Source organism: Paenibacillus sp. FSL H8-0168 (assembly GCF_038592955.1).
In the GTDB taxonomy this organism is placed as follows: Bacteria; Bacillota; Bacilli; order Paenibacillales; family Paenibacillaceae; genus Paenibacillus; species Paenibacillus polymyxa_B.
Genome location: NZ_CP151948.1, coordinates 4,853,094 through 4,875,314, shown reverse-complemented (window position 1 = coordinate 4,875,314; position 22,221 = coordinate 4,853,094). Strand labels below are relative to the sequence as shown.

The following is a 22,221-nucleotide window of genomic DNA, read 5'->3' as shown; positions in this document are numbered from 1 at the left end:
GGAATGTTAAATGAAGAAAAATATGATGTTTTTAACGCTAATGCTTGCATTGGTACTGATTGTGTCGGCCTGTGGCACAGCAGCTCCGGCAACACCGGAAGCGACTGGAAACGGCTCCTCTGCTGCAACAACGGAATCCAAAACTATCTCGGTCAAACACGCACTGGATGAAAACCCGGTCCAAGTCAAAGTTAATCCAAAAAATGTCGTTGTCTTTGATTTTGGTTCATTGGATACGCTGGATAAGCTGGGTGTTGACGTTGCGGCAGTAGCGCAGCAGGATCTTCCTACGTATTTGAGCAAATATAAAGATTCCAAATATGCAAGCGCGGGCACGTTGTTTGAACCGGATTACGAGAAAATCAGTGATCTGTCTCCTGAACTCATCATCATCGGCGGCAGACAAGCTGATGCATATAAAGAGTTGAGTAAAATTGCACCGACCATTTCGATGGCTGTAGACACCAAGGATTATATCAATTCCTTTAAGAAAAACGTTGAAACACTGGGTCAAATCTTCGACAAAGAAGATGCTGCCAAGCAGGAACTGGCTGCGATTGATAGCTCCATCAAGGCCGTACATGACAAGGCTGTAGCGAGCAAAGCTAAAGGACTGATCGTGCTGACGAATGAAGGAAGCCTGAGCGCATATGGCTCACAATCCCGCTTCGGTATCATTCATGATGCTTTTGGCGTAACCCCTGTAGATCCTGGCATTAAAGTATCCACGCATGGACAAAAGGTTTCTTTTGAATATGTACAGCAAAAAAATCCGGATTATATTTTTGTCGTTGACCGTGGGGCTGTGGTGGTCGAAGAAGGCAAGGAACAGGTTACAGGCAAACAAACCATGGAAAATGAACTGGTGAAGAAAACCAATGCATTTAAAAACGGTCATATTGTATACCTTGATCCTAACTACTGGTACCTGTCAGGTAATGGTCTGGAATCCGTATCTGAAATGATCAAGGAAATGGATGCTGCACTGTAATGAATACATTCACATCATGGAGGACTGTGTAGGATGAAAGGTCATATAGATGAAATTCCATTAGATGGGTACCTTGTGCACGTCTATACACCTCCCGTCTCCATGAATCATAATGAGCTGTATCCTGTGCTGTATGTGCAGGATGGCAGCTCTTTATTTCTAAGCGGGTTGGATGAGCTGGAAAGAGGTTTTTCTACGGGAGAACTGCCCCGTGTGGTGCTGGTAGGTATTCAGCCCGTAAATCGACTGGATGATTATACGCCTTGGAAGGCAGCTGCTTTAGTAGAAGGAAGACCTGCTTTTGGCGGTGTCGGAAATGCCTATCTGGCGTTTGTGGTTACAAGAGTAATGCCGTACGTCGAGGCAAGATATCCAGTGCGCACTGGATCGGAGCATACGGGCATCATCGGCGCCTCATTGGGCGGATTAATTTCCATGTATGCCGCCTTCAAGTATAAGGACGTATTCGGACGCGTCGGTTCCATCTCAGGCTCGTATTGGTATCCGGGTATGATTGATTATATGCGATCTGCATCTTGTGCAACTGTGAGGGATGGGATACATCGCTTTTATATATCTGTTGGGACCCGTGAAGGTGAAGGGAAAACGAATGTACAAAAAGATATGGTTCCGCTGACCCTCCAGGCACACGAGATGCTGCGGACACAGGGACTGGATGCAAAAGATGTGCTTCTTGAGTTGGATCAGGATGCAGTGCATCGTGTGGATTGTTTTCAGCGTCAATTTCCTAAGGCCGTCCAATGGCTGTTCGGATAGCATGAATGGAATACGAATCTCATACAACAACCTCAAAGGATTGGAGAGCGTGGAGTCTCTATGTCTTTGGGGTTGTTTTTTTTGTATATTTTTTTCGTATAATAGAGGAATATTAAAAATTTAAAGTTATACGTTGTTGGAAGTGAGGGGAGCATAAATGAAAAAAAACCGCCTGGGATCATCGGATTTGCTGGTAGGTGAAATTGGTTTGGGATGTATGTCGGTCGGTACGGAGGAGCAGCAAGGTGTTTACTTGATTCATGAAGCGCTAGACAGGGGCGTAAACCTGTTGGATACGGCAGATTTGTACCAGCACGGACGCAATGAAGAAATCGTGGGTGCAGCGATCCGTGGACGGCGGCAGGAGGTCATCCTGGCGACCAAGGTCGGCAATCGGCGTCTACCGGGGCAGGAGGGCTGGGGATGGGACCCATCCAAGAAATATATTCTGTCTGCTGTTAAAGAGAGCCTACGCCGCCTTGGAACGGACTACATCGACCTGTATCAGTTGCACGGAGGGACGATTGACGATCCGATGGACGAAACCATTGAGGCTTTTGAGCAATTGCAGCGGGAGGGCGTCATCCGTTACTATGGTATTTCCTCGATTCGCCCTCATGTCATCCGTGAATATATCGAACGTTCGAATATCGTTAGTGTTATGAATCAGTATAGTTTACTGGATCGGCGTGCAGAGGAGGAGGTACTGTCTTTGCTTCAGGAGCGGGGAATTAGCGTGATTGCACGTGGGCCTGTGGCCAGTGGTGTATTGGCTGACGAAGGGGAAGGGAAGATAGCCAAGGGATATCTGGACTACAATGAAGCAGAGCTGTTGGATGTGCGTAAGCAATTAAAGGCATTTGCAGGGTCCGACCGTAGTATGGGGCAGACAGCGATTCGTTATAGTCTTTCACATCCGACTGTCGCTGCTGTGATCCCGGGTGCAAGCTCTTTGGGACAATTGGAGCATAATATTTCTGCTGCGGATATTGCACCGCTAACCAGGCAAGAGCGGCAGACGCTACAGCAAATCAGCCGAGCCAATCGTTATGATGCGCATTACCGCTGATAAGGGCAATGATGGTACAAAAGCGTGTTCATCTGTTGCTCCTAGCTATAAACGCTACATTTCAGTCTATAACCAAGTACACGCTTGAACATGTACCTATCCCAGTTGCAATTTATAAAAGAATCATTACAATATAAGAATAAGCTTCGGTTTATTATTCATATGTGAATATGGAGACGTTATAAATACACTCTAGGAGGGACCAACGAATGGAACGCATCGAATCTCAGCAGCAATATCAGGATTTAATTAACGGTGACGGTCTGACCGTCGTGAAATTTGATACAACCTGGTGTCCGGATTGCAAGACACTGGATAAATTTATGGACGGTATTATTGAGGAAAACGCGGATAAGCGTTTCTTTGCGCTTGATGCAGAGAAATTTCAGCCGATTGCCGACGAAAATCAAGTGCGCGGCATTCCGAGTCTGCTCGTGTTCCGTAATGGCGAAAAAATTGCTCATTTGCACAGCAAATACGCTAAAACGCCAGCTCAAATCTCGGAATATTTGACTACGCTGGAATCCAAACAATAATCAGAACGCATGATAGGGATAGTTCAGTACGATCTATCCTTTCTGCAAAATAGTAAAAGGGATATCCAAGGCTGATCATTCAGACCCTATGGATATCCCTTTTTAGTTATTGGTTATTGGTACCAAACAATGGCTTATAAAATAATGAAAAAGAACACAGCCGCCAGCACGAAGCGGTAAATGGCGAACGTAGTCAGGCTCAAGCGTTTGAGCAGACCGAGGAATGTTTTGATCGCCAGCATTCCGACGATAAAGGCAGTAATAAAGCCGGCTGCGAACACTGGAAAATCACTCATAGACAGATGATCCATACTTTTGATCATATCAATACCCGATGCACCCAGCATGATCGGAACAGATACGAGGAATGTAAATTCCGCGGCTGCCGTATGGCTTACACGTGCGAATAGGCCCCCAGACATGGTTGAGCCTGAACGGGAGAAGCCTGGCCATAGAGCTAGGACTTGGAACATACCGATGGTAAATGCTTGTTTGTACGTGATCTCATCCAGCGTATGTGATCTAATAGGCGGATGAAATTTCTCAGCCGCGATCATGAGCAGGCCCCCGATCACCAAACTGTACAAAACCGTTTCAGGACCAAACAGGTATTGCTTAATTACATCACGGAACAGTACGCCAATCAGGCCCGCAGGGATCATGGCTAAAATAATATGTAACAGGTTTAGACGTGGCTGGCTCGAGATTTTGCGTCTGAAATCAAACAGGCTCAGGAATCTGCGCCAGTATAATACGACGACTGCCAGCACAGCACCTAATTGCACGATTACCTCAAACGTTTTGACCGTATCATTCTCTGTGTTTAATCCTAGAAGATTAGCCGTGAGGATCATGTGACCCGTCGAAGAGACCGGCAAAAACTCTGTCAGTCCTTCAATAATTCCCATAATAATAGAAGATAAAATATCCACTTTACTAGCTCCTCCTTACACGCGTGCAGGGCAAACGACCTAAGTCGTTTGCCCTGAAAATATGTCATTTCAGTAGGAGTGAACGCAAGTGTCACAAGTGCAAAGATAAACGCTCAGGTCACACGGTTCACTCCCGGGAAGAAGTGTCCGATTCTGCTTCCAATTCAGATGCGGGGGATGTATGGTGTAAAATAATCTCCACCCGACGAATACGATTTTTACCCATTTCACGAATGATAAATTTCACATTCTCTTCTATGAATTCCTTGCCCTGTCTAGGTTCCGGAACCCGGCTATACACCCACCCTCCGACAGTATCCACGTCTTCATCGTCCAATGCCAAGCCCGTCAGATCACTCAGATCGGAAAGCATCACTTTACCATCCATCAAATAACTGTTCTCCGTCAGTTTCTCGATTTCCTTCCGTTCATCCTTATCAAATTCGTCCCGAATTTCGCCAACAATCTCCTCCAAAATGTCCTCGATGGTAATGAGGCCGGAGGTTCCACCGTATTCATCGACCAGGAGAGCGATATGAACCTGCTCCTTCTGCATACGTTTCAGCAGCGTGTTGACGGGGATAACTTCCGGAACGGTCAAGATCGGTTGAATCAGGCTGTCGAAAACAAGCTCGGGATTGCGATCATACTCAAGGAAGAGCTGTTTGGTATTAATCATACCAATGATCTGATCCTTGCTATCTGTCGCCACCGGAAAACGGGTATACTGCTCTTCGTGAATAGTCAGCATGTTTTCTTGTAGCGAGCGATTCGTAAACAAGCATACCATATCTGTACGTGGCACCATAATTTCCTTGGCAACGGTCTCGTCAAAAGCAAAGATACGATTTACGTAGCCATATTCGGTGTTATTGATCTTACCACTTTCCACGCTTTCGGACAAAATGATCTGAATTTCTTCCTGAGAGTGCGCTTCTTCATGCTCACTAGCCGGTTGAAGACCAAACAGACGAACCAGACGATTGGCCGAGCCGTTAAGGAGCCAAATAAACGGATACATAATCCGGTTAAACCACACGATGACTGGAGAGGTTAACAGACTGACAGCTTCCGCTTTGCGGATCGCCAATGTTTTGGGAGCCAGTTCGCCGATCACCACGTGCAGGTAAGTTACAATGACGAATGAAATAATAAAGGCCAGGATATGTGAAAAATCCCCATTGATGTTGAGCTGTTGAAAGAGAGGCTCCAGCAATTTGACTACGGTCGGTTCACCGAGCCAGCCGAGTCCCAACGCTGTAATCGTAATACCAAGCTGACAGGCGGACAGGTAGCCGTCCAGATTATTGACGACTTTTTGTAGCGCCAGTGCGTTTTTACGGTTCTCCACGACCAGCTGATCGACCCGGCTGGAACGGATTTTAATAATCGCAAACTCGGTAGCCACGAAGAAAGCACTAAATAAAATCAACACCGCAAACAAAAATAGACTGACACCTATACCCATATAATTTTCACTCATCCCTTTTTCGTTCAATTTTTTAAGGAACTCCATTTTAAGTTCACTTGAACTTATTTTAAGAACTTAAAAGGAAATATACAAGGTTCATATGGAATCGTAGCAGGTCACCTACCTCCAATTTACACGGAAAATAAGGCATAATAGAACCCGCACGGCTCATTGCTTCGCTTTACAAGCCTAGTTTGAGGGCGTATGATGAGTTCAAATGAACTTGAAATGTAAGAAAGGGAGGAAAGCAGATGGAGTCTTTTACCCTTACTCGTCGTGATATGGCCCATTTGCTGCTGGCCATGGAAGGTCGCCGCGAATTGCAGCCTCTGGCCGTTCTGCAGGACGCCTGGAGGCGCACTCATAGCCATCTCGCCCGTTCCGGGAGCACGATGCCGACATTTTTATACACCGACGTGACACCTGTGCTAGATAAAATCATCAAGGGTAAGCACAGCGCAGCCTTTTCGCTGCAGGAGATCGTTTCCCTGGGTCAACTGGTCGAATACAGCCATGTCTCACTGGCATCTATGCAAAATTGGGTCAAACGCGACTTCAAGGAATTTCTCGGCGCTCCGAAGATCGGCAAAAAATACTCGGTCAACCAGGCAGCTATATTGCTCATTGTGGAAGATTTAAAATCATGTCTTGATTTTGAATCCATTCGTCAGCTATTTCATATCCTGTTCCAACAACCCGAAGATGATACGGACGATCTGATTCAGCCGGTCGATTTGTACGCCGCCTATTCAACTTTGTTTGAGGAGCTGGATGCGAACGGAGACCAACTGCTCGATGTTGCTGGAGCAGGCTATGCAAAGGACAACGGAAATTCCGTTACAGGACAGCAGCGTCAGGAAGGTGCGACAGAGGAGCTGCTGGTTCAGGCGGCTGATCAATACACCAGTCGTTTACAGCATTTGACCCCTAACCAGTGTGAAGCAGTGCGTAATACTTTGCTGGTGGCAGCAGTTGCGGTGCAAAATAGTTATTTTTTGTCCATGGCACGTCGGTATGTGAATGCGACGTTGTTTCTGGACTTCCAAGGGTAAATCAGGATTGGCACTAGAAGCCAATCCTATTTTTTTGCTCTTTTTAGAGGATTTCTACCCTTTTGGAGACTGAAAAAGTATACAAAAGAGGTATATACACTAAAACGCTGTCAAAGATACAATAAACATATATAATCCAGCAATTGGAAAAACTTTGAATATCTCTTCCAAAGCATCTGGATACACACACAGGAGGTAATGGCATGTCCGATGTCTCCATCATCATTTGTACCCGCAATCGGATCGAAGACCTGACACGCTGTATACAATCTATTGCAGTACAGCAGCAATTGGAACATACGGCTGTAGAACTGCTAATTGTTGATGACGGCGATATTTCCGACCAACAGATCGAGCAGTACCGTCACATGGTATCCGGATTGCCTCAAAGCGTTTTGAAATATTATAAAAAAAGTCGTCCCGGCGTTTGGTTATCCCGCTATGAGGCCTTGTCCCTTGTGCGGTATGATATTGTGCTGTATTTTGACGATGATGCAGAACTGGACGATAAACTCTATATCCGGCGCTTGCTCGATACCTATGATCAGGATAAAACGATTGTGGGTGTTGGAGGGATTGCAAAGGGATTATATTCGAGCCGGGCAGGAAAGCTGCTGGGCGTTTTGACATTTCAGATGTCTTCATCCCTCGGCAAGCTCTCGCCTAGTAGTCTGGCAGGTTCCTTGCTGCGCTGGGGCGAAGCAACGGAGGTTTTCGATACAGAATTTTTCCATGGCTGCAATATGTCATTTCGGAGAGATGCGCTTCGGGACATGAAGCCGTATCCGTGGATGACCAGTTATGCCGTGGCTGACGATTTGTACATGTGCCAGTTGGCGAGCCGTTATGGCAAATTGGTTATCAATCCTGACTTAACCATCATTCATCATGAATCTCCAAGCTCGCGCGATAAGGCGGGCAAAGTAGCCAAGGCTACAGCGATTAACCACTATTATTTTCTTGCCTTGAAAAAGGCTGGAGTGATTCAGTATGGAGCCCTTTTATGGACCTTATCCTACTTGATGCTCAAAGAAACGCTGCGCCGCAATTTTAATGCCGCAGATGGATACAAGCAGGGGGTGTTGTTCATTCTGAATCCGCGCAAGCAAAAATATAACGAATATTTAGGCCCGGCGGTTCAGTAAACTGTTTTTTTACACACTGACAGGATAAAGGGGGAGTATGATGTTAAGCTTGTCCATTGCTCTGTGCACCCGAAATCGGGTTGATGATCTGACCCGATGCATTAATTCAATTGCCATTGGGGGAGCACCGGAGGCATGTGAAACCGAGCTATGGATTATTGACGACGGAGAACTGCCGAAGCATGTGCTGGAACGTTATGAGCGTCAGTTGGGCAGAGCGGGAATTACCTACCGATATCATCGTAAGGAGCAGCCGGGATTATGGTTATCTCGTGTAAAGACAGCTGAACTTGCGCAGGGTGACATCATTTTGTTCCTTGACGATGACGTTGAGCTGCCGAGCAACTACTTGAATGAGTTGATGCGTACCTATGAGGCTTACCCGCAGGCCGCTGGTGTCGGCGGTATTGCACAGGGAATGAGTAACAGCTTCATGGGAACAATTCGATGCTTGCTGTCATTCCAGCAGTCTTTGTCCAAAGGAAGGCTATCCCTCAGCGGTCAGTCCGGCTCGATGTATAACTGGCATAAGGCCAAGAAGACGTTTAGAACCCAGTTTTTCCATGGCTGTAATATGTCATTTCGTCGTGAAGCGATTCGCGGTCTGGAGCCGGTACCTTGGTTGCAAAGCTATAGCGTAGGCGAGGATTTGTTACTTTCGCGCATCGCGATGAAAAGCGGTCCGTTATACATTAACCCGGCGCTTACGCTGCTTCATCACGAATCGCCGTCCTCACGCGACAATATGGAGCAGGTTACTTATATGCGGGTGATGAATCATATTCATCTCTTGCGTGAAGAGGGATCTGGGCCGATCGGTTATGCAGCACTATACTGGACGACGTTGTATCAGATTTTGAGAGAAAAGCCCAAGAAAAATCATACTGCCATTCAAGGCTATAGAAGAGCGTTGAAAGCGATCTTTTCAAGCCCGAAGGAGCCTATTGGCGGGGGACAGTTGCCTGAACGTAATTCAAAAAAAACGGTAGGCTGATGGAGGTGCGTCATAAGACGCGATTGAGCATAGAGACGAGAGGCTTAATAAGGAACAGGAGTTGGACGTAACATGAGCACATGGACAGCAGCAAGGAAAGTATTCACGGGTGACAGTCTCGCTAAAACGATCATGCGCACGAGCTTTAACAATTTTTTTGTGCTAATCGTCACGACCCTGACTTCCATCCTGACCGCACGTATGCTCGGAGTAGAGGGGAAAGGAGAACTGGCGGCAGTTCTGTTCTGGCCTACGCTGATCGGCAGTGTGTTGAGCTTCGGATTACCAACGTCGTTAATTTATAACATCAAGAAGAAAACAGGCACGACGGAAGAACTGCTGGCGTTGTCGCTCTGGATTCAGTTGCCTGCCAGCTTGTTGGCGGGAGCGGTGGCCTGGATATGCATGCCGCTGTGGCTGAATGGTTATGGTGCGGACATCATCCAACTGTCCCAGCTTTATTGTGCGGCAGCCATACCGCTGGCAGTGCTTACAGCGCTGACGACAGCATTGTCGCAAGGGCTGGATCGATTTAGCGTATATAATGGTCTGTTGTTTTATTACCCATTACTGAATTTCATTGGTCTGGTGACACTGTGGCTGATGGGCCTGCTCAATGTGCAACTGGCTGGGGCAGTGAATTTTGCCGCGAGTTTCCTTGCACTAGTGTGGGCGTTCCTCCGTTTGCGCAAGTATATGAATATGCGTGCTTTCCGCCCATTTACCAGCCGCCAAGTGCTTCGTCCTTATTATAGCTATGGAGCGAGGGTTTACGGGATGGAGCTGATGGGGACGCTGTCCACACAAACGGACAAAATCGTTATTGTGGCGCTGCTATCACCCAAAGCGTTCGGTCTATACTCTGTCGTCTACGCCTTGTCTCGTGTGTTCAATGTGGTGCAAAATGCCGTCACTAACGTTACTTTTCCTAAGGTGACGGGGATGGAGCACAGCAAGATTGTCGAAACGGTGGGTCGTGCTTTTCGCATCTCTATGGCTGCGATGCTAATCGTCATTGTGCCTGCTCTCTTCATTGGACGATACATGCTGGGTTTGCTGTACGGCCCCGCTTTTCTGGAAGCATCGCTAACGTTCTACCTGCTATCACTGGAATGTATCATTGGTGGCGGCTCATGGATTCTGGCTTCGGCCTTTAACGCGCTGGGACGTCCGGGACTGGTATTGTTCCGGCAAATTGTAGCCTATGCAATCACCGTCGGTCTATTTTTTATTTGTACACCGATCTTCGGTCTGGACGGCATTGCGATTGCTTTGCTTGTAGGCGCTTGTGTACGATTGGCGTTCTCACTGTTCTCATTCCCGATGTTTTTCAATGTTCCGCTATCACGGATCATTTTTGATAAAAGTGATATTACATTTGTCATTCAGACTATACAAAAGAAGCGCAGGAAGGGAGAACTGAAAGATGCCGAATTTGCATCCCATGGCTAAACTGAAAAATAAGCTGAGCGTCATTCTCGACGTAGTCCCCCAAGGTTCGAATATCATTTATGTCGATTATCCCGTCTATAATAACGGTGGGGATGTACTCATCATGAAAGGCACCGAGGCGTTCTTCAAGGATAATGGCATCCGTGTCCGTGCCCGTTATAGCGCTATGGATATTCCCGATCGGCTCCAAATTCCGGGTGACTGGATTATCGTGTGCCACGGCGGCGGCAACTTCGGCGATCTCTATTCAAATCACCAAAATTTGCGAGAACGCATCGTTCGCGATTTCCCTAACCACCGAATTGTGATTATGCCGCAGACGATCCACTTTCAATCTGAACAGAAGGCTAATGAAGTCGCTGCCTTGTTCAATGCTCATCCGGATCTACATATGTTTGTGCGGGATACACGCTCTTATCAGTGGGCTAAGGACAAGCTGAACCAGTGCAGTATCACACTATGTCCTGATATGGCACACCAGCTCTGGCCATTGAAGCCGACTACGGAAACTGTGAAGGATGTATTGTATTTCCTGCGCACAGATATTGAAACGGTGGGTGGACAAAAGAAGTTCGATGACGAGGCAGATGCCGCTCACCGGCTGGACTGGGATACTTTGTTCACTCCGCTGGAAGTGAAGGGAATTGTCTATTTCCAGAAGTTTTATCGACTGGATAAGAAAATTGGTGGCCCGTTGCCTACGCGTACATTCTGGTACAAGTATACAGACCATCTCATGAACAAAGCGGTTACGCTGTTCAGCTCTTACCGAGAGGTTCGCACTTCACGGCTGCATGGTCACATTCTGGCCTGTCTGCTTGATATGCCGCACGTTGTCATTGACAACTCCTACGGCAAGAACTCGCAATATTATAATACCTGGACACAGCCGAATCCAAAGGCGCAGCTGTTTAGTGAAGCTCCCAGTGCGTTGGAGCAGCCATCTTAATAGTAAGAAAAGATACGTAGATTAATTTCAAAGGTATGATAACGGCAAAAAATCTCCTGACCACTTCATTGGTTAAGGGGGTTTTTCGTTTAAGGATATATAGAGCATCAGTATAATTGTTAATTAGATAAACCATTAAGGCAATGAATATTTAATGGCTTAAATACCGCTTCATTTTGACAATTCATTTCATGAATAGATATAATTTATGGGATAAAACTTGTAGGAATATTGGGAACTCCCTAACTTTTGCAGAATAACATGAAAGTATATTTATTTAAATGAATCGAGGCTGACGAATGAGTAATCAATCGATGGACATGCTTCTCACGAAGGATATCGTGCGTGAAGGGGAACCGATTTTGCGCACAAAGGTTGAGCCGGTATGCCTGCCGCTGTCTGAAGAGGACCTGCAACAGATGCAATGGATGCTAGATTATCTGAAAAATAGCCAAAATGAAGAGCTGGCTGGCCGCTATGATCTGCGCCCGGGTGTGGGGTTATCTGCGAACCAGGTAGGTTTGAACAAAAGAATGTGCGCTATTTATTATGAAGATGGGGACAAAACGGTAGAGTATGCATTGTTTAATCCGAAGCTGGTCAGTCACTCCACGTCCATGATTTATTTGGAACAGGGTGAGGGGTGCTTGTCTGTAGATCGGTACGTAGCCGGATATGTACCGCGTTACGAAAAAATTCGTATTAAGGCCACTTTACCAGACGGAACACAGGAGCTATTGACTTTCAAAGGTTATGCAGCGGTTGTCGTGCAGCATGAAATGGACCATTTGGACGGCATTATGTTCTATGACCGTATCAACCCGGAAGATCCGCATAAGCTGCCGCAGGGAGTGCATATCGAACCTTTTGTACGTAAATAGTTTAGGAATCGTAAAGTGTGGTGACTCCGTTCGCCACATTTTTAAATTTTACAAAAATATAGATATAGAGGTTACGAAGCTTTAAACTGGAAACGTGTAGATTGTGATAGAGAATGTGAAAATACATAAAAATGTAAGCGCTTATCTTATGGGAGGGATGGCATGAATCGTGGAGTACGGCTTTTGATGAATAATATGCGTATGCGGAATAAGCTGCTGTTCTCCTACGTACTGATTGTCATGATCCCGGTGCTGGTGGTGGGCGGCTGCGTTACTTTTTATTTGCGAGAGCAGGCATTGAATAGTGCAATTGCCCAGACGGTAAACAATGTGGAAAAGATCAAGAGCCAGACGGCAAATTTACTGCGTGTGCCAACGGATATTTCAAATGGGCTCATGTTCGATAAAAGGCTAAAGGAGATGGCGAACCGCCGCTATTCGGGCATGCTTGAGCTCATGAATGCGTATCATCAATACAAGGATTTTAATGAGTATACTCAGCAATATAGAGAAGTTGCTACCATCCGGTTCTATTCGTACAATCCGACGCTTGTCAATAATCTGGAGTTTATTCCTGTAGATTCTAATATTGAGCGGCAGCCGTGGTTCCAGACGGCTTTGAAGGGGACGGCGATTAACTGGTTTTACATTCAGGATAAGGAGGATAACCCGGTTAATCGCCTGAGCCTGATACGGCAAATTCCATTTCCTGAATACAATACCAAGGGAGTTCTGATGATATCGCTGAGCCAGACCGAGTTGAATCATATGCTGAGCAAGGAGCCTTTTGAAACATTGATTACGGATCGTAACGGGATTGTAGTCGCAGCTACTCGTCCACAGTCGGTGGGTCAGACGTTGGGAGATTTACATTTGGGCTTTGACGTCCAGCGTGCGGGTAAGGGAATATATGAAGCGAAAATCAACGGAGTGCCCTCCAACATCATCGTGGATGAGCTGCTGCCCGCCTCCAGTGTGAGCGGATTTACGATTATTTCAGTGTTTTCGACGGAGCATATTGTACAGGGAGCCAACCGAATCAGCCTGATTGGTGCTTTATGTGTTCTTGCAGTGCTGGTTATGGCACTGATTCTAATCACCATCATTTCCTGGCTGATTACCAAACGACTACAGCGGTTGAGCTATGAGCTGGGTAAGGTAGCCGCGGGCGATTTTCATGTGGTATCGAGTGTGGAGGGAAGAGATGAGATCGGGGATTTATCCCGCCGTTTCAACTATATGGTGAGTAGTATTCGCCAACTCATGGCGCAGGTCTATGAGACGAGTGAGCACAACAACAGGCTGGAATTGGCACAAAAGGATATCAAGCTAAAAATGATGGCCAGCCAAATTAATCCGCACTTTCTGTTTAATGCGCTAGAGTCCATTCGAATGAAAGCACATCTGAATGGGGAAGCGGAAATTGCAACGACGGTGCGTTTGCTTGGCAGGCTGATGCGCCGGAATCTGGAGATTGGCAGTGGTAAAACGACGGTACTACAGGAGCTGGATATGGTGCGATCCTATTTGCAAATTCAGCAGTTCAGATTTGGAAATCGTTTGATCTATGAAGTGAATTTGGAAGAAAGCGCGACGGACATGTCGATTCCTCCCTTAATCATACAACCGCTGGTGGAAAATGCAGTCATTCATGGCCTGGAAAATAAGGAAGAGCCAGTTACCGTGAAGGTAGATATTACAATAGAACAAAGAGAGTTGAAAATTAAAGTAGAAGATGACGGGATCGGCATGGAAGCTGGGCAACTGACCCGTCTGCTAGCTCGGATCAGGGGGGCGGATGAGCCGGAAGGGAGCAGTATTGGCCTGCGTAATGTACACCAACGTCTGACATTGATGTACGGCGAACGTAATGGTCTGCATATTGAAAGCGCATTACAAGTAGGAACAACCGTATACTTTTCCATACCAAGGGAGGAAGAGTCAAATGTATAAAGCAATGATTGTAGATGATGAGCCTGCGATTCGTGAAGGATTGTCCTCTATTATTGACTGGGGGAATTGTGGCTTCCGTATTGTTGATACGGCAGGGAACGGACGCGAGGCTCTGGATAAGTTCGGAGAGCATCGGCCGGAGCTGGTCATTGTAGATATTCGTATGCCCGGGATGAGTGGACTGGAGGTCATACGAAGCATACGTGAAAAGAACGGAGAGCCGTTTCATTTTCTCATATTAAGCGGATATGCAGACTTTGATTATGCACGGCAAGCCTTGGGCTTCGGGGTAGATGGCTATCTACTGAAGCCAGTTGATGAGGAAGAAATGACGACAGAGTTGAAACGGGTATGGCAAAACATTGAGGACGAGAAAGAAGACGGTAAATGGGGAAGTACGCCTTCCCATGAGCGTAATTGGATCGAAGCATTATTGTTTCCGGTTCATCGAGAGCATGCTCGTAATGCCGTAGAAAGCAGCGATTCTCCGCACAAAGCATCCGAGCAAGCTGAACATCAAAGCGGTAACGGAAAACATGGACAACAGCCTGCGTTACCAGCGTTGGACTGGAGTAGCTATCAGGTTATTCTGCTGGATTTACGTATTCCTGACTGGGATCGGCAAGCTCGGCAGTCGGCAGCAAAGCAGCGGCTAACGGAATTGTGCCATGAGCAGGGCAGAGGTATCGTGTTTGAGGCTGGAATATATATGGGTCTTTTGCTTCCCGCCACGTTAAAAACGGAGAAAGATGCTTTTCAGTTACTGGCTGCTTGGCGACAGGAGCTAAAGCCGTGGGCAACGGAAATTTATGTGGCTGCCGGTGATCCTGTATCCATTCTTAACGACATTCCCAGATCTTTTGAGCAGGCACTACGATTGTTAGAACGTACGTTTTTGTTCCGGGCAGAAAGAGTCTTGCTTTCTGGAGACCTACACGAATTGGAGACAGTTGAGGCTGAAATGAGTGGAGCGTCTGATCGTGCTACAAATGATCCCCTACGTTATGCAGAAAAGCTGTACTATGCGCTAGATATGGCTAATAGTGAAGCTGCAACCCGTGTCATTAAGGAAATGGAAGACCAATTTCCACGGATTTATCGCACAGAATCTGCAATCAAGGCGGCGTTCGCCCAAACATTCACACTGGCGTTGAACAAGTATGCAGCCGGACAGGATCACAGCCGAACCGTGGTGGAGGAGCACTCCAGCTTTATAACCGATGTATATGCTTATTCCACATTGGGCGAGCTGGTGGATCACTCGCTGGAGCATGTGTTGCAATGGATTGGCCAGACTGAATCTGGTGGCAAGGGCATCATCATGAAACAAATGATTGACTTTATACATAGTCATTATGATGAAAATTTGCGACTGGAGTTACTGGCAGATATGTTCAATTACAATAGTGGATATTTGGGCAAACTGTTCAAAAGTCATACTGGCGAGGCCTTTAATGCCTATCTGGATAAGGTGAGGATTGAGCGAGCAAGGGAATTGCTTGCACAAGGAATTAAGGTACACCAGGTGGCGGAACGCGTGGGATATGCGAATGCAGATTATTTTCATAGTAAATTTAAAAAGTATGCTGGAATGTCACCTTCCTCCTACCGTAATCGGGTTCAAAAGAATGGAGGAACAGATGGCTGTTGATAGATTCCTAGGTTTAACGCTATGAAGTCTCTCTTGCAGATGTCGGAGGTATAACCTTCGAACGAAGAGAGGCTCTTTTTTTATGGTGAAAAAATGGATAGATCAATCGAAAATGTCACATTTATTATGGAGTTTAGGGCGTTTTCATCAAATCGACACCATTATGACACAGCTTCGACACGATGTTCACATTTTCGATTCTATTTCATTTAAATTTATTCTATATAATGGGGATAATCTGAAGCCGGATCATGACAGCCATGGTGAAGGTACGGAGTGAGTCATTTTCTAAAAAGTGACCGCTGCATATGTAAGAATGTGAATACTATCACAAATGTAGAAGACTTCAGATTACAGACACTATAAATCATTGTTAAGAGAAGTGCAGGGGGAGGAGCAACATCATGGACGTATTGGATTTGGCACGGTTGCAGTTTGCAACCACAACGATTCTTCACTTTGTTTATGTGCCGATCTCTATTGGATTGTCGTTATTGGTGGCAATTATGGAGACTATGTATGTTATCAAGAAAAATGACTTGTACAAAAAAATGGCTCAATTCTGGGGAACGTTTCTGCTGATTAACTTTGCACTGGGCGTAGTCACCGGGATTTTGCAAGAATTCCAGTTCGGGATGAACTGGTCGGACTTTTCCCGTTTTGTCGGTGATGTATTCGGTACGCCGCTGGCGATTGAAGCATTGCTTGCATTTTTTCTAGAATCGACGTTTATCGGATTATGGGTATTCGGTTGGGAAAGATTGTCCAAAACGGTCCATTTAATCTGTATGTGGTTGGTATCTATCGGTACGATGTTATCGGCATTGTGGATTCTAGCTGCTAATTCATTCATGCAGCGTCCCGTAGGATATGAGATTCAAAATGGACGTGCAGAAATGAAAGATTTTGCCGCTCTGCTAACGAACGAACAACTGCTATGGGAATTTCCCCATACGCTGTTTGCTGCTTTTGCGACAGGAGCATTTCTGATCGCGGGTATCAGTGCATGGAAGCTGATGCAAAAAAAGAATATGGACTTTTTTAAACCTTCTTTCAAATTGAGCATTATTGTTGCCTTAATCAGCGCCATAGCTATTCCTTTGTTTGGTCATGGTCAGGCTCAATATTTAGTGAAAACACAACCGATGAAGATGGCTGCCAGTGAGGGCTTATGGGAGAACAGCGGTGACCCCGCTCCTTGGACAGTTATCGCATGGATTGATCCTGGAAACAAGGAAAATACCTTTGAGATTAAAGTTCCTTTTGCTTTGAGTTTTCTATCCTATAGTAAATTTACCGGCTCTGTGCCTGGTATGAATGAGCTTCAGGCAGAATATGAGAAAACCTATGGTCCGGGAGATTATATCCCGCCAGTAAGAACCACGTTCTGGAGCTTCCGCATTATGATTGCGGCGGGATGTGGCATGATTGCACTCGCTTTATACGGAGCTTACCTGACGTTCCGTAAAAAGTTGGAAGGTTCACATCGCTGGTTCTTCCGTCTTATGATATGGGGGATATCCCTTCCATTCATTGGGAATACTTCAGGTTGGATCATGACTGAAATAGGTCGCCAACCGTGGACTGTATTTGGTTTACTTCAAACGAAAGATTCTGTTTCGCCTACTGTTGTGGCTGGAGAAGTGTTGTTCTCGTTCATCTCATTTACCACATTGTATTTAATTTTAACAGGTGTGCTGGCGTTTCTGTTTTACCGTACGGCTCGCAAAGGTCCAGATATTGAGCCGCATCAGCAAACGGTAATTCATGATCCTTTTGCTCAAGGGGGTGACACCATTGTCGCTAAATGATTTATGGTTCTTATTGATCGCAGTGTTGTTTACTGGTTTCTTTTTTCTGGAGGGCTTTGATTTTGGCGTGGGGATGGCCACGGGATTGGTACCGCGCAATGACCAACAAAAACGTTTGATGATCAATACGATTGGTCCATTTTGGGATGCCAACGAAGTGTGGCTGATTACAGCAGCAGGTGCGATGTTTGCCGCTTTCCCGCATTTTTATGCAACTATGTTCAGCGGATATTATCTGGTATTTGTCTTTATTTTGCTAGGTTTGATCTTGCGTGGAGTTTCTTTTGAGTTCCGCGGCAAGGCTGAAGGGAAATGGTGGACAGGAACGTGGGATGCCTGCATTCTGATTGGTAGCTTTCTACCGCCGATGCTGTTCGGTATGGCTTTTGCGGCTTTGGTGAAAGGTGTACCTATTCAGCAAAACATGGATTTGAAAGCTGGATTTTCCGATGTATTCAATGGATACACCATATGGATTGGACTGACAGTGGTCGGAATGTGTCTAATGCACGGACTGACGTTTATTTCCCTGCGGACGATTGGAGAAGTACGGGATCGCGCTCGTGTGATTGCGTCCAAGTTTCTTCCGGTATTGGGCATTTTACTTGTGGGCATGGTGGTATGGACTTATTTTGCAACGGATTTATTTGCACGTCGCGGTCCCTTTATGTATGCTGCGGTAGCAGTGGGAATTGTCGCCTATGTGCTGACATGGTACTTCCTGAAGCAGCGCCGCGAAGGATGGGCCTTCGGGATGACAGGTGCAGTGATTTTACTGACCTTCGTTTCGTTATTCGTCGGTTTGTTCCCAAGATTTATGGTGAGCTCGATTAACAGTGCTTTTGATTTGACGATTTATAATGCAAGCTCCAGTCATTACACACTGAAAGCCATGACGATTGTTGCAGCAACGCTTTTACCCTTTGTGCTGGCTTATCAGGCGTGGAGCTATTTTGTTTTCCATAAGCGCCTCAGTGAGAAGGATCATTTGGAATACTAATGGATAAGGCATGGTTTGAATTAAAGGGCATTCGGCCAGTGATGCTGCTACTGGCTGCCCTTTCCCTGCTCCAGGGGGCCGCTGTGATTGCACAAGCAATCTTCTTAGCAAAGGCTGTTACGATTTTATTTGATAAAAATCCGCTGGTGATGGCTTGGCCGTCGCTGGCGTTGTTTTTCGCAGCTTTTGCAATGAGGCATACGATGATCTGGCTGCAACGCCGGACAGCCGGCCGTTTTGCCGAAGTTTCAGGCGCTTCCTTACGGGAGCGTCTGCTTGCACGTTTGTTCGAACGGGGGCCGGGTTTTGCAGCGCAGGAAGGCAGCGGCAAATTGGTGACGCTAGCGCTGGACGGCATGGATCGTTTTCGCACGTATTTGGAACTGTCCATTCCTCGAATGATTGACATGATGGCTGTAACTATACTTGTACTTGTGTATGTTTTCACATTGGATGTCATTTCAGGTGTGATTTTGACGACTACGATGCCGATTCTGGTGGGTTTCTTTATTTTGCTCGGCTTGGCGGCGCGGAAGCAGGCAGACAAGCAATGGCGTTCCTATCGTTTGTTATCTCACCATTTCACGGATTCGCTACGTGGACTTCAGACACTAAGGTTTTTGGGTCGTAGCCAAGAGCATGGGGAAACGGTTGGGAAGGTCAGCGACCAATACCGCACAGCAACGATGCGCACGCTGCGGGTAGCGTTTCTTTCCTCATTTGCCCTCGATTTTTTTAGTATGCTATCGGTCGCTTTTGTCGCGGTAGGCTTGGGGCTGCGCCTGATTAGTGGCTCGGTGGGTCTGGAGGCAGCGCTTGCGGTGCTTATTCTGGCACCAGAATATTTTATGCCCATACGCCAGTTGGGATCAGACTATCATGCTTCACTGGATGGTAAGGAGGCTTGGGGAGCAATACGCTCCATTCTCAGTACAGAGGATGATGCGACCAAGCCGAATAAACAGGCAGCTAACGATAAAGGATTGGACATCACGGGACAGGACATTCTTGAGCTGTCTGATGTGTGCCTCCTGAATGAAGACGGTTCGGCTCGGCTTGAACATGTGTCTGCACATGTTGAACCGCACATGAACATGATCGGCATCGTTGGAGCTAGCGGTGCAGGTAAAACGACGCTGCTTAGTCTGCTTGGCGGCTTTGCTGATCCGACTTCAGGCGAGCTACTCCTGAATGGATGCGGATTGGCTGGGGAAGCCAAAACTGAATGGCAACGGCATATTGCCTATATTCCACAGCATCCTTACCTGTTTAGCGCTTCTTTGGCAGATAATATCCGCTTTTATGAACCTGAGGCATCCAACCAGCAGGTAGAGTGGGCGATTGACGCGGTTGGACTGCGTGAACTGGTAGACGGTCTTCCGGGTGGAATGAATGAACCCATTGGTGAAGCAGGTAGGACACTGAGCGGAGGGCAGGCGCAGCGGATTGCATTGGCGCGGGCATTGCTCAGTAACCGTCCGGTCATTTTATTGGATGAGCCTACGGCGCATCTGGATATTGAGACAGAGTGGGAGCTAAAACAGACGATTTTATCGGTTTTGAAACACAAAAGAGTGTTTCTTGCCACCCACCGGCTACATTGGATGCCAGATATGGACTGTGTCTGGATGATGAATCAAGGTCGTCTGGAAGAAGTAGGTTCCCATCAACAATTGATTGCCCGTAAGGGGGCATATTACCGATTGCTGACGGGGATGTCGGAAGGAGGGAACGGACGATATGAGAGTAACGGACAATAGCAGACAAGGCTGGTTTGTGACGTATCTGAGACAATATTTTTGGGCCTTTCTGGTAGCTGCTCTTATGGGTGCATTGGCCATTGGATGTGCGGGCGCGTTGCTCTTTACGTCCGGTCATCTGATTACCCGTTCGGCCTTAAAACCGGAAAATATATTAATGGTGTACGTTCCCATTGTGCTTGTGCGAACATTTGGCTTTAGTAAAGCAGTTATTCAGTACCTGGAGCGCTTGGTAGGGCATGATGCCGCACTGCGCCTTGTGTCCCGTATGCGGGTACGCTTATATCGGGCAGTGGAACCGCAGGCGCTGATGATTCGCAGCAAATTCCGTACAGGGGACCTCTTGGGACTGCTGGCAGAGGATATTGAGCAGCTTCAAAACATCTATTTGAAGCTAGTTCTGCCTGCGCTATCGGCTTTGCTAATTTATGCAGCAGGCATCTCGGCGCTCGGACGGATGGACGTTACCTTTGCCTTGCTCATGGCACTATATGGTGGATTTTTGCTTTTTATTGCCCCAGCTATCTCACTATGGACCTCACTCGCCAAACGGCGAGTGTTCAAGCAGGAACGGAGTAAAGCCTATCAGGAGCTAATGGATGCTCTGTTCGGCATGAGTGATCTGGTGCTGAGCGGACGGACTGGGCATTTCCTGAGCACCTTTACACAACGACACAATAGCGCTGCCGTAATGGAAAATTCACTTCGCCGGAGCGAGTGGCGTTCTCATTGGATCGCACAATGCGTTGTAGGTGGCGGGGTTGTGATTATGACTGTGTGGGCCGGGGGACTGGTAGCACAGAATCGTATAGAAGCCACATGGCTGGCATCCTTTGCCCTTGTGGCTTTTCCATTGCTGGATGCCTTCGTTCGCGCTGGAGAAGCAGTGGTTCATGCGCCGGAGTATCAGGATTCACTTCGACGGTTAAAGGATTCGGAGAAAGACACACCTACACCTGGAGCAGGTGGAACAGCAGACACTCTAGAGGAACAGGCTACCGCTATGCGATTGGGCCACGGAGGAGACCTGCTGCTGAGCAACGTAAGCTACCGCTATGCGGCAACACAGGAATGGAGCGTTCGTGATATCTCTTTGCACGTACCACAGGGGGGCAAGGTTGCATTGCTTGGTCGCAGTGGTGCGGGCAAGTCCACGCTGCTGAACCTGATTCAGGGAGCATTGCAGCCTGATGAAGGTAGCGTCACTGTCGCAGGGATTCCCGTATATACAGGTGGAGCATACTCCAGTCTATTTGCAGTGCTAAACCAACAGCCGTATTTATTCGATACAACGGTAGCGAACAATATTCGGCTGGGACGACCCGATGCTACGCTGGATGAGGTTCGTGCAGTAACAGAGCAGGTAGGGCTTGGAGCCCTGATTGATTCTTTGCCAGAGGGCTACGATACCCGAATGCAGGAGACGGGGCTTCGTTTTTCCGGTGGAGAAAAACAGCGAATTGCACTGGCGCGGATTTTGCTGCAAAATCACCCGATTGTTTTGCTGGATGAGCCAACAGTGGGACTTGACCCACTGACAGAGCATGAACTCATGCAGACGATGTTTCGTGTGCTGAAAGGCAAAACATTGATCTGGATCACGCATCATCTGACAGGAATGGAGCATATGGACGAGGTGATCTTTATGGAACAGGGCACCATTTCCATGCGGGGCAGTCATGAACAGCTGTGGCAGGAGCAGCCCCGATACCGCAACCTGTATGAGCTGGATCATCCGAGCCTGTGAAATGAGGTATTTAAAATTTTGATTAACTTTTATATACTGGTTAGAGTTGA

Annotated in this window: 18 protein-coding genes; 16 read left to right on the top strand and 2 right to left on the bottom strand. The window is 47.0% G+C overall.

The features are described 5' to 3' along the window. Positions 1 to 10 precede the first annotated feature (10 nt). The 4 genes from MHI21_RS21690 (at position 11) to MHI21_RS21675 (ending at position 3,373) form a co-directional block, all read left to right on the top strand. Positions 11 to 991 carry a siderophore ABC transporter substrate-binding protein gene (locus MHI21_RS21690; protein WP_342418893.1) on the top strand — a complete coding sequence of 327 codons (981 nt, stop codon included), beginning with the start codon at positions 11 to 13 and terminating at the stop codon, positions 989 to 991. A gap of 33 nt (positions 992 to 1,024) precedes the next feature. Continuing rightward, the gene (locus MHI21_RS21685; RefSeq protein ID WP_342418892.1) at positions 1,025 to 1,768 is read left to right on the top strand and encodes an alpha/beta hydrolase-fold protein; all 744 of its coding nucleotides are present in this window, start codon (positions 1,025 to 1,027) and stop codon (positions 1,766 to 1,768) included. Positions 1,769 to 1,925: 157 nt separating this feature from the next. Next, on the top strand, positions 1,926 to 2,837 hold the full coding sequence (locus tag MHI21_RS21680; RefSeq protein WP_342418891.1) for an aldo/keto reductase: 912 nt from the start codon (positions 1,926 to 1,928) through the stop codon (positions 2,835 to 2,837). Between the two features lie 209 nt (positions 2,838 to 3,046). Continuing rightward, the gene (locus MHI21_RS21675) at positions 3,047 to 3,373 is read left to right on the top strand and encodes a thioredoxin family protein (RefSeq protein ID WP_025721930.1); all 327 of its coding nucleotides are present in this window, start codon (positions 3,047 to 3,049) and stop codon (positions 3,371 to 3,373) included. A gap of 134 nt (positions 3,374 to 3,507) precedes the next feature. On the opposite strand, the gene bacA is transcribed toward MHI21_RS21675, so the two are convergent. Next, positions 3,508 to 4,305 (bottom strand): undecaprenyl-diphosphate phosphatase, encoded by a 798-nt coding sequence (gene bacA, locus MHI21_RS21670; protein WP_103048284.1) that lies wholly within the window; start codon positions 4,303 to 4,305, stop codon positions 3,508 to 3,510. Positions 4,306 to 4,432: 127 nt separating this feature from the next. Beyond that, on the bottom strand, positions 4,433 to 5,803 hold the full coding sequence (locus tag MHI21_RS21665) for a hemolysin family protein (protein ID WP_342418890.1): 1,371 nt from the start codon (positions 5,801 to 5,803) through the stop codon (positions 4,433 to 4,435). A 224-nt stretch (positions 5,804 to 6,027) separates the two neighbouring features. On the opposite strand from MHI21_RS21665, the gene MHI21_RS21660 reads away from it, so the two are divergent. From MHI21_RS21660 to cydC, 12 genes are all read left to right on the top strand, one after another. Then, positions 6,028 to 6,828, top strand: a complete 801-nt coding sequence (locus MHI21_RS21660) for a DUF1836 domain-containing protein (RefSeq protein WP_025721933.1) — start codon at positions 6,028 to 6,030, stop codon at positions 6,826 to 6,828. Between the two features lie 203 nt (positions 6,829 to 7,031). Further along, positions 7,032 to 7,973, top strand: a complete 942-nt coding sequence (locus MHI21_RS21655; protein ID WP_342418889.1) for a glycosyltransferase — start codon at positions 7,032 to 7,034, stop codon at positions 7,971 to 7,973. A gap of 40 nt (positions 7,974 to 8,013) precedes the next feature. Further along, entirely contained in the window at positions 8,014 to 8,967 is a 954-nt protein-coding gene (locus tag MHI21_RS21650; protein ID WP_342420234.1) for a glycosyltransferase family 2 protein, read from the top strand. Between the two features lie 72 nt (positions 8,968 to 9,039). Next, positions 9,040 to 10,419, top strand: coding sequence for an oligosaccharide flippase family protein (locus MHI21_RS21645; RefSeq protein ID WP_342418888.1), 1,380 nt, complete (start codon positions 9,040 to 9,042; stop codon positions 10,417 to 10,419). Continuing rightward, the gene (locus tag MHI21_RS21640) at positions 10,394 to 11,368 is read left to right on the top strand and encodes a polysaccharide pyruvyl transferase family protein (protein ID WP_023990345.1); all 975 of its coding nucleotides are present in this window, start codon (positions 10,394 to 10,396) and stop codon (positions 11,366 to 11,368) included. Before MHI21_RS21645 ends, MHI21_RS21640 begins: the two co-directional genes overlap by 26 nt. Positions 11,369 to 11,667: 299 nt before the next feature. Then, complete coding sequence (def, locus tag MHI21_RS21635) at positions 11,668 to 12,249, top strand: peptide deformylase (RefSeq protein ID WP_322161327.1); 582 nt, start codon at positions 11,668 to 11,670, stop codon at positions 12,247 to 12,249. A gap of 162 nt (positions 12,250 to 12,411) precedes the next feature. After that, positions 12,412 to 14,202, top strand: coding sequence for a sensor histidine kinase (locus tag MHI21_RS21630; RefSeq protein WP_341163090.1), 1,791 nt, complete (start codon positions 12,412 to 12,414; stop codon positions 14,200 to 14,202). After that, positions 14,195 to 15,853, top strand: coding sequence for a response regulator transcription factor (locus tag MHI21_RS21625; protein WP_342418887.1), 1,659 nt, complete (start codon positions 14,195 to 14,197; stop codon positions 15,851 to 15,853). The genes MHI21_RS21630 and MHI21_RS21625 overlap by 8 nt, the downstream gene beginning before the upstream one ends. A gap of 404 nt (positions 15,854 to 16,257) precedes the next feature. Continuing rightward, entirely contained in the window at positions 16,258 to 17,664 is a 1,407-nt protein-coding gene (locus MHI21_RS21620; RefSeq protein ID WP_342418886.1) for a cytochrome ubiquinol oxidase subunit I, read from the top strand. Further along, positions 17,651 to 18,664 (top strand): cytochrome d ubiquinol oxidase subunit II, encoded by a 1,014-nt coding sequence (gene cydB / locus MHI21_RS21615; protein WP_341163092.1) that lies wholly within the window; start codon positions 17,651 to 17,653, stop codon positions 18,662 to 18,664. Before MHI21_RS21620 ends, cydB begins: the two co-directional genes overlap by 14 nt. Further along, positions 18,664 to 20,424, top strand: coding sequence for a thiol reductant ABC exporter subunit CydD (gene cydD, locus MHI21_RS21610; RefSeq protein WP_342418885.1), 1,761 nt, complete (start codon positions 18,664 to 18,666; stop codon positions 20,422 to 20,424). The genes cydB and cydD overlap by 1 nt, the downstream gene beginning before the upstream one ends. Beyond that, positions 20,405 to 22,171 carry a thiol reductant ABC exporter subunit CydC gene (cydC, locus tag MHI21_RS21605; protein ID WP_342418884.1) on the top strand — a complete coding sequence of 589 codons (1,767 nt, stop codon included), beginning with the start codon at positions 20,405 to 20,407 and terminating at the stop codon, positions 22,169 to 22,171. The genes cydD and cydC overlap by 20 nt, the downstream gene beginning before the upstream one ends. Positions 22,172 to 22,221 lie beyond the last annotated feature (50 nt).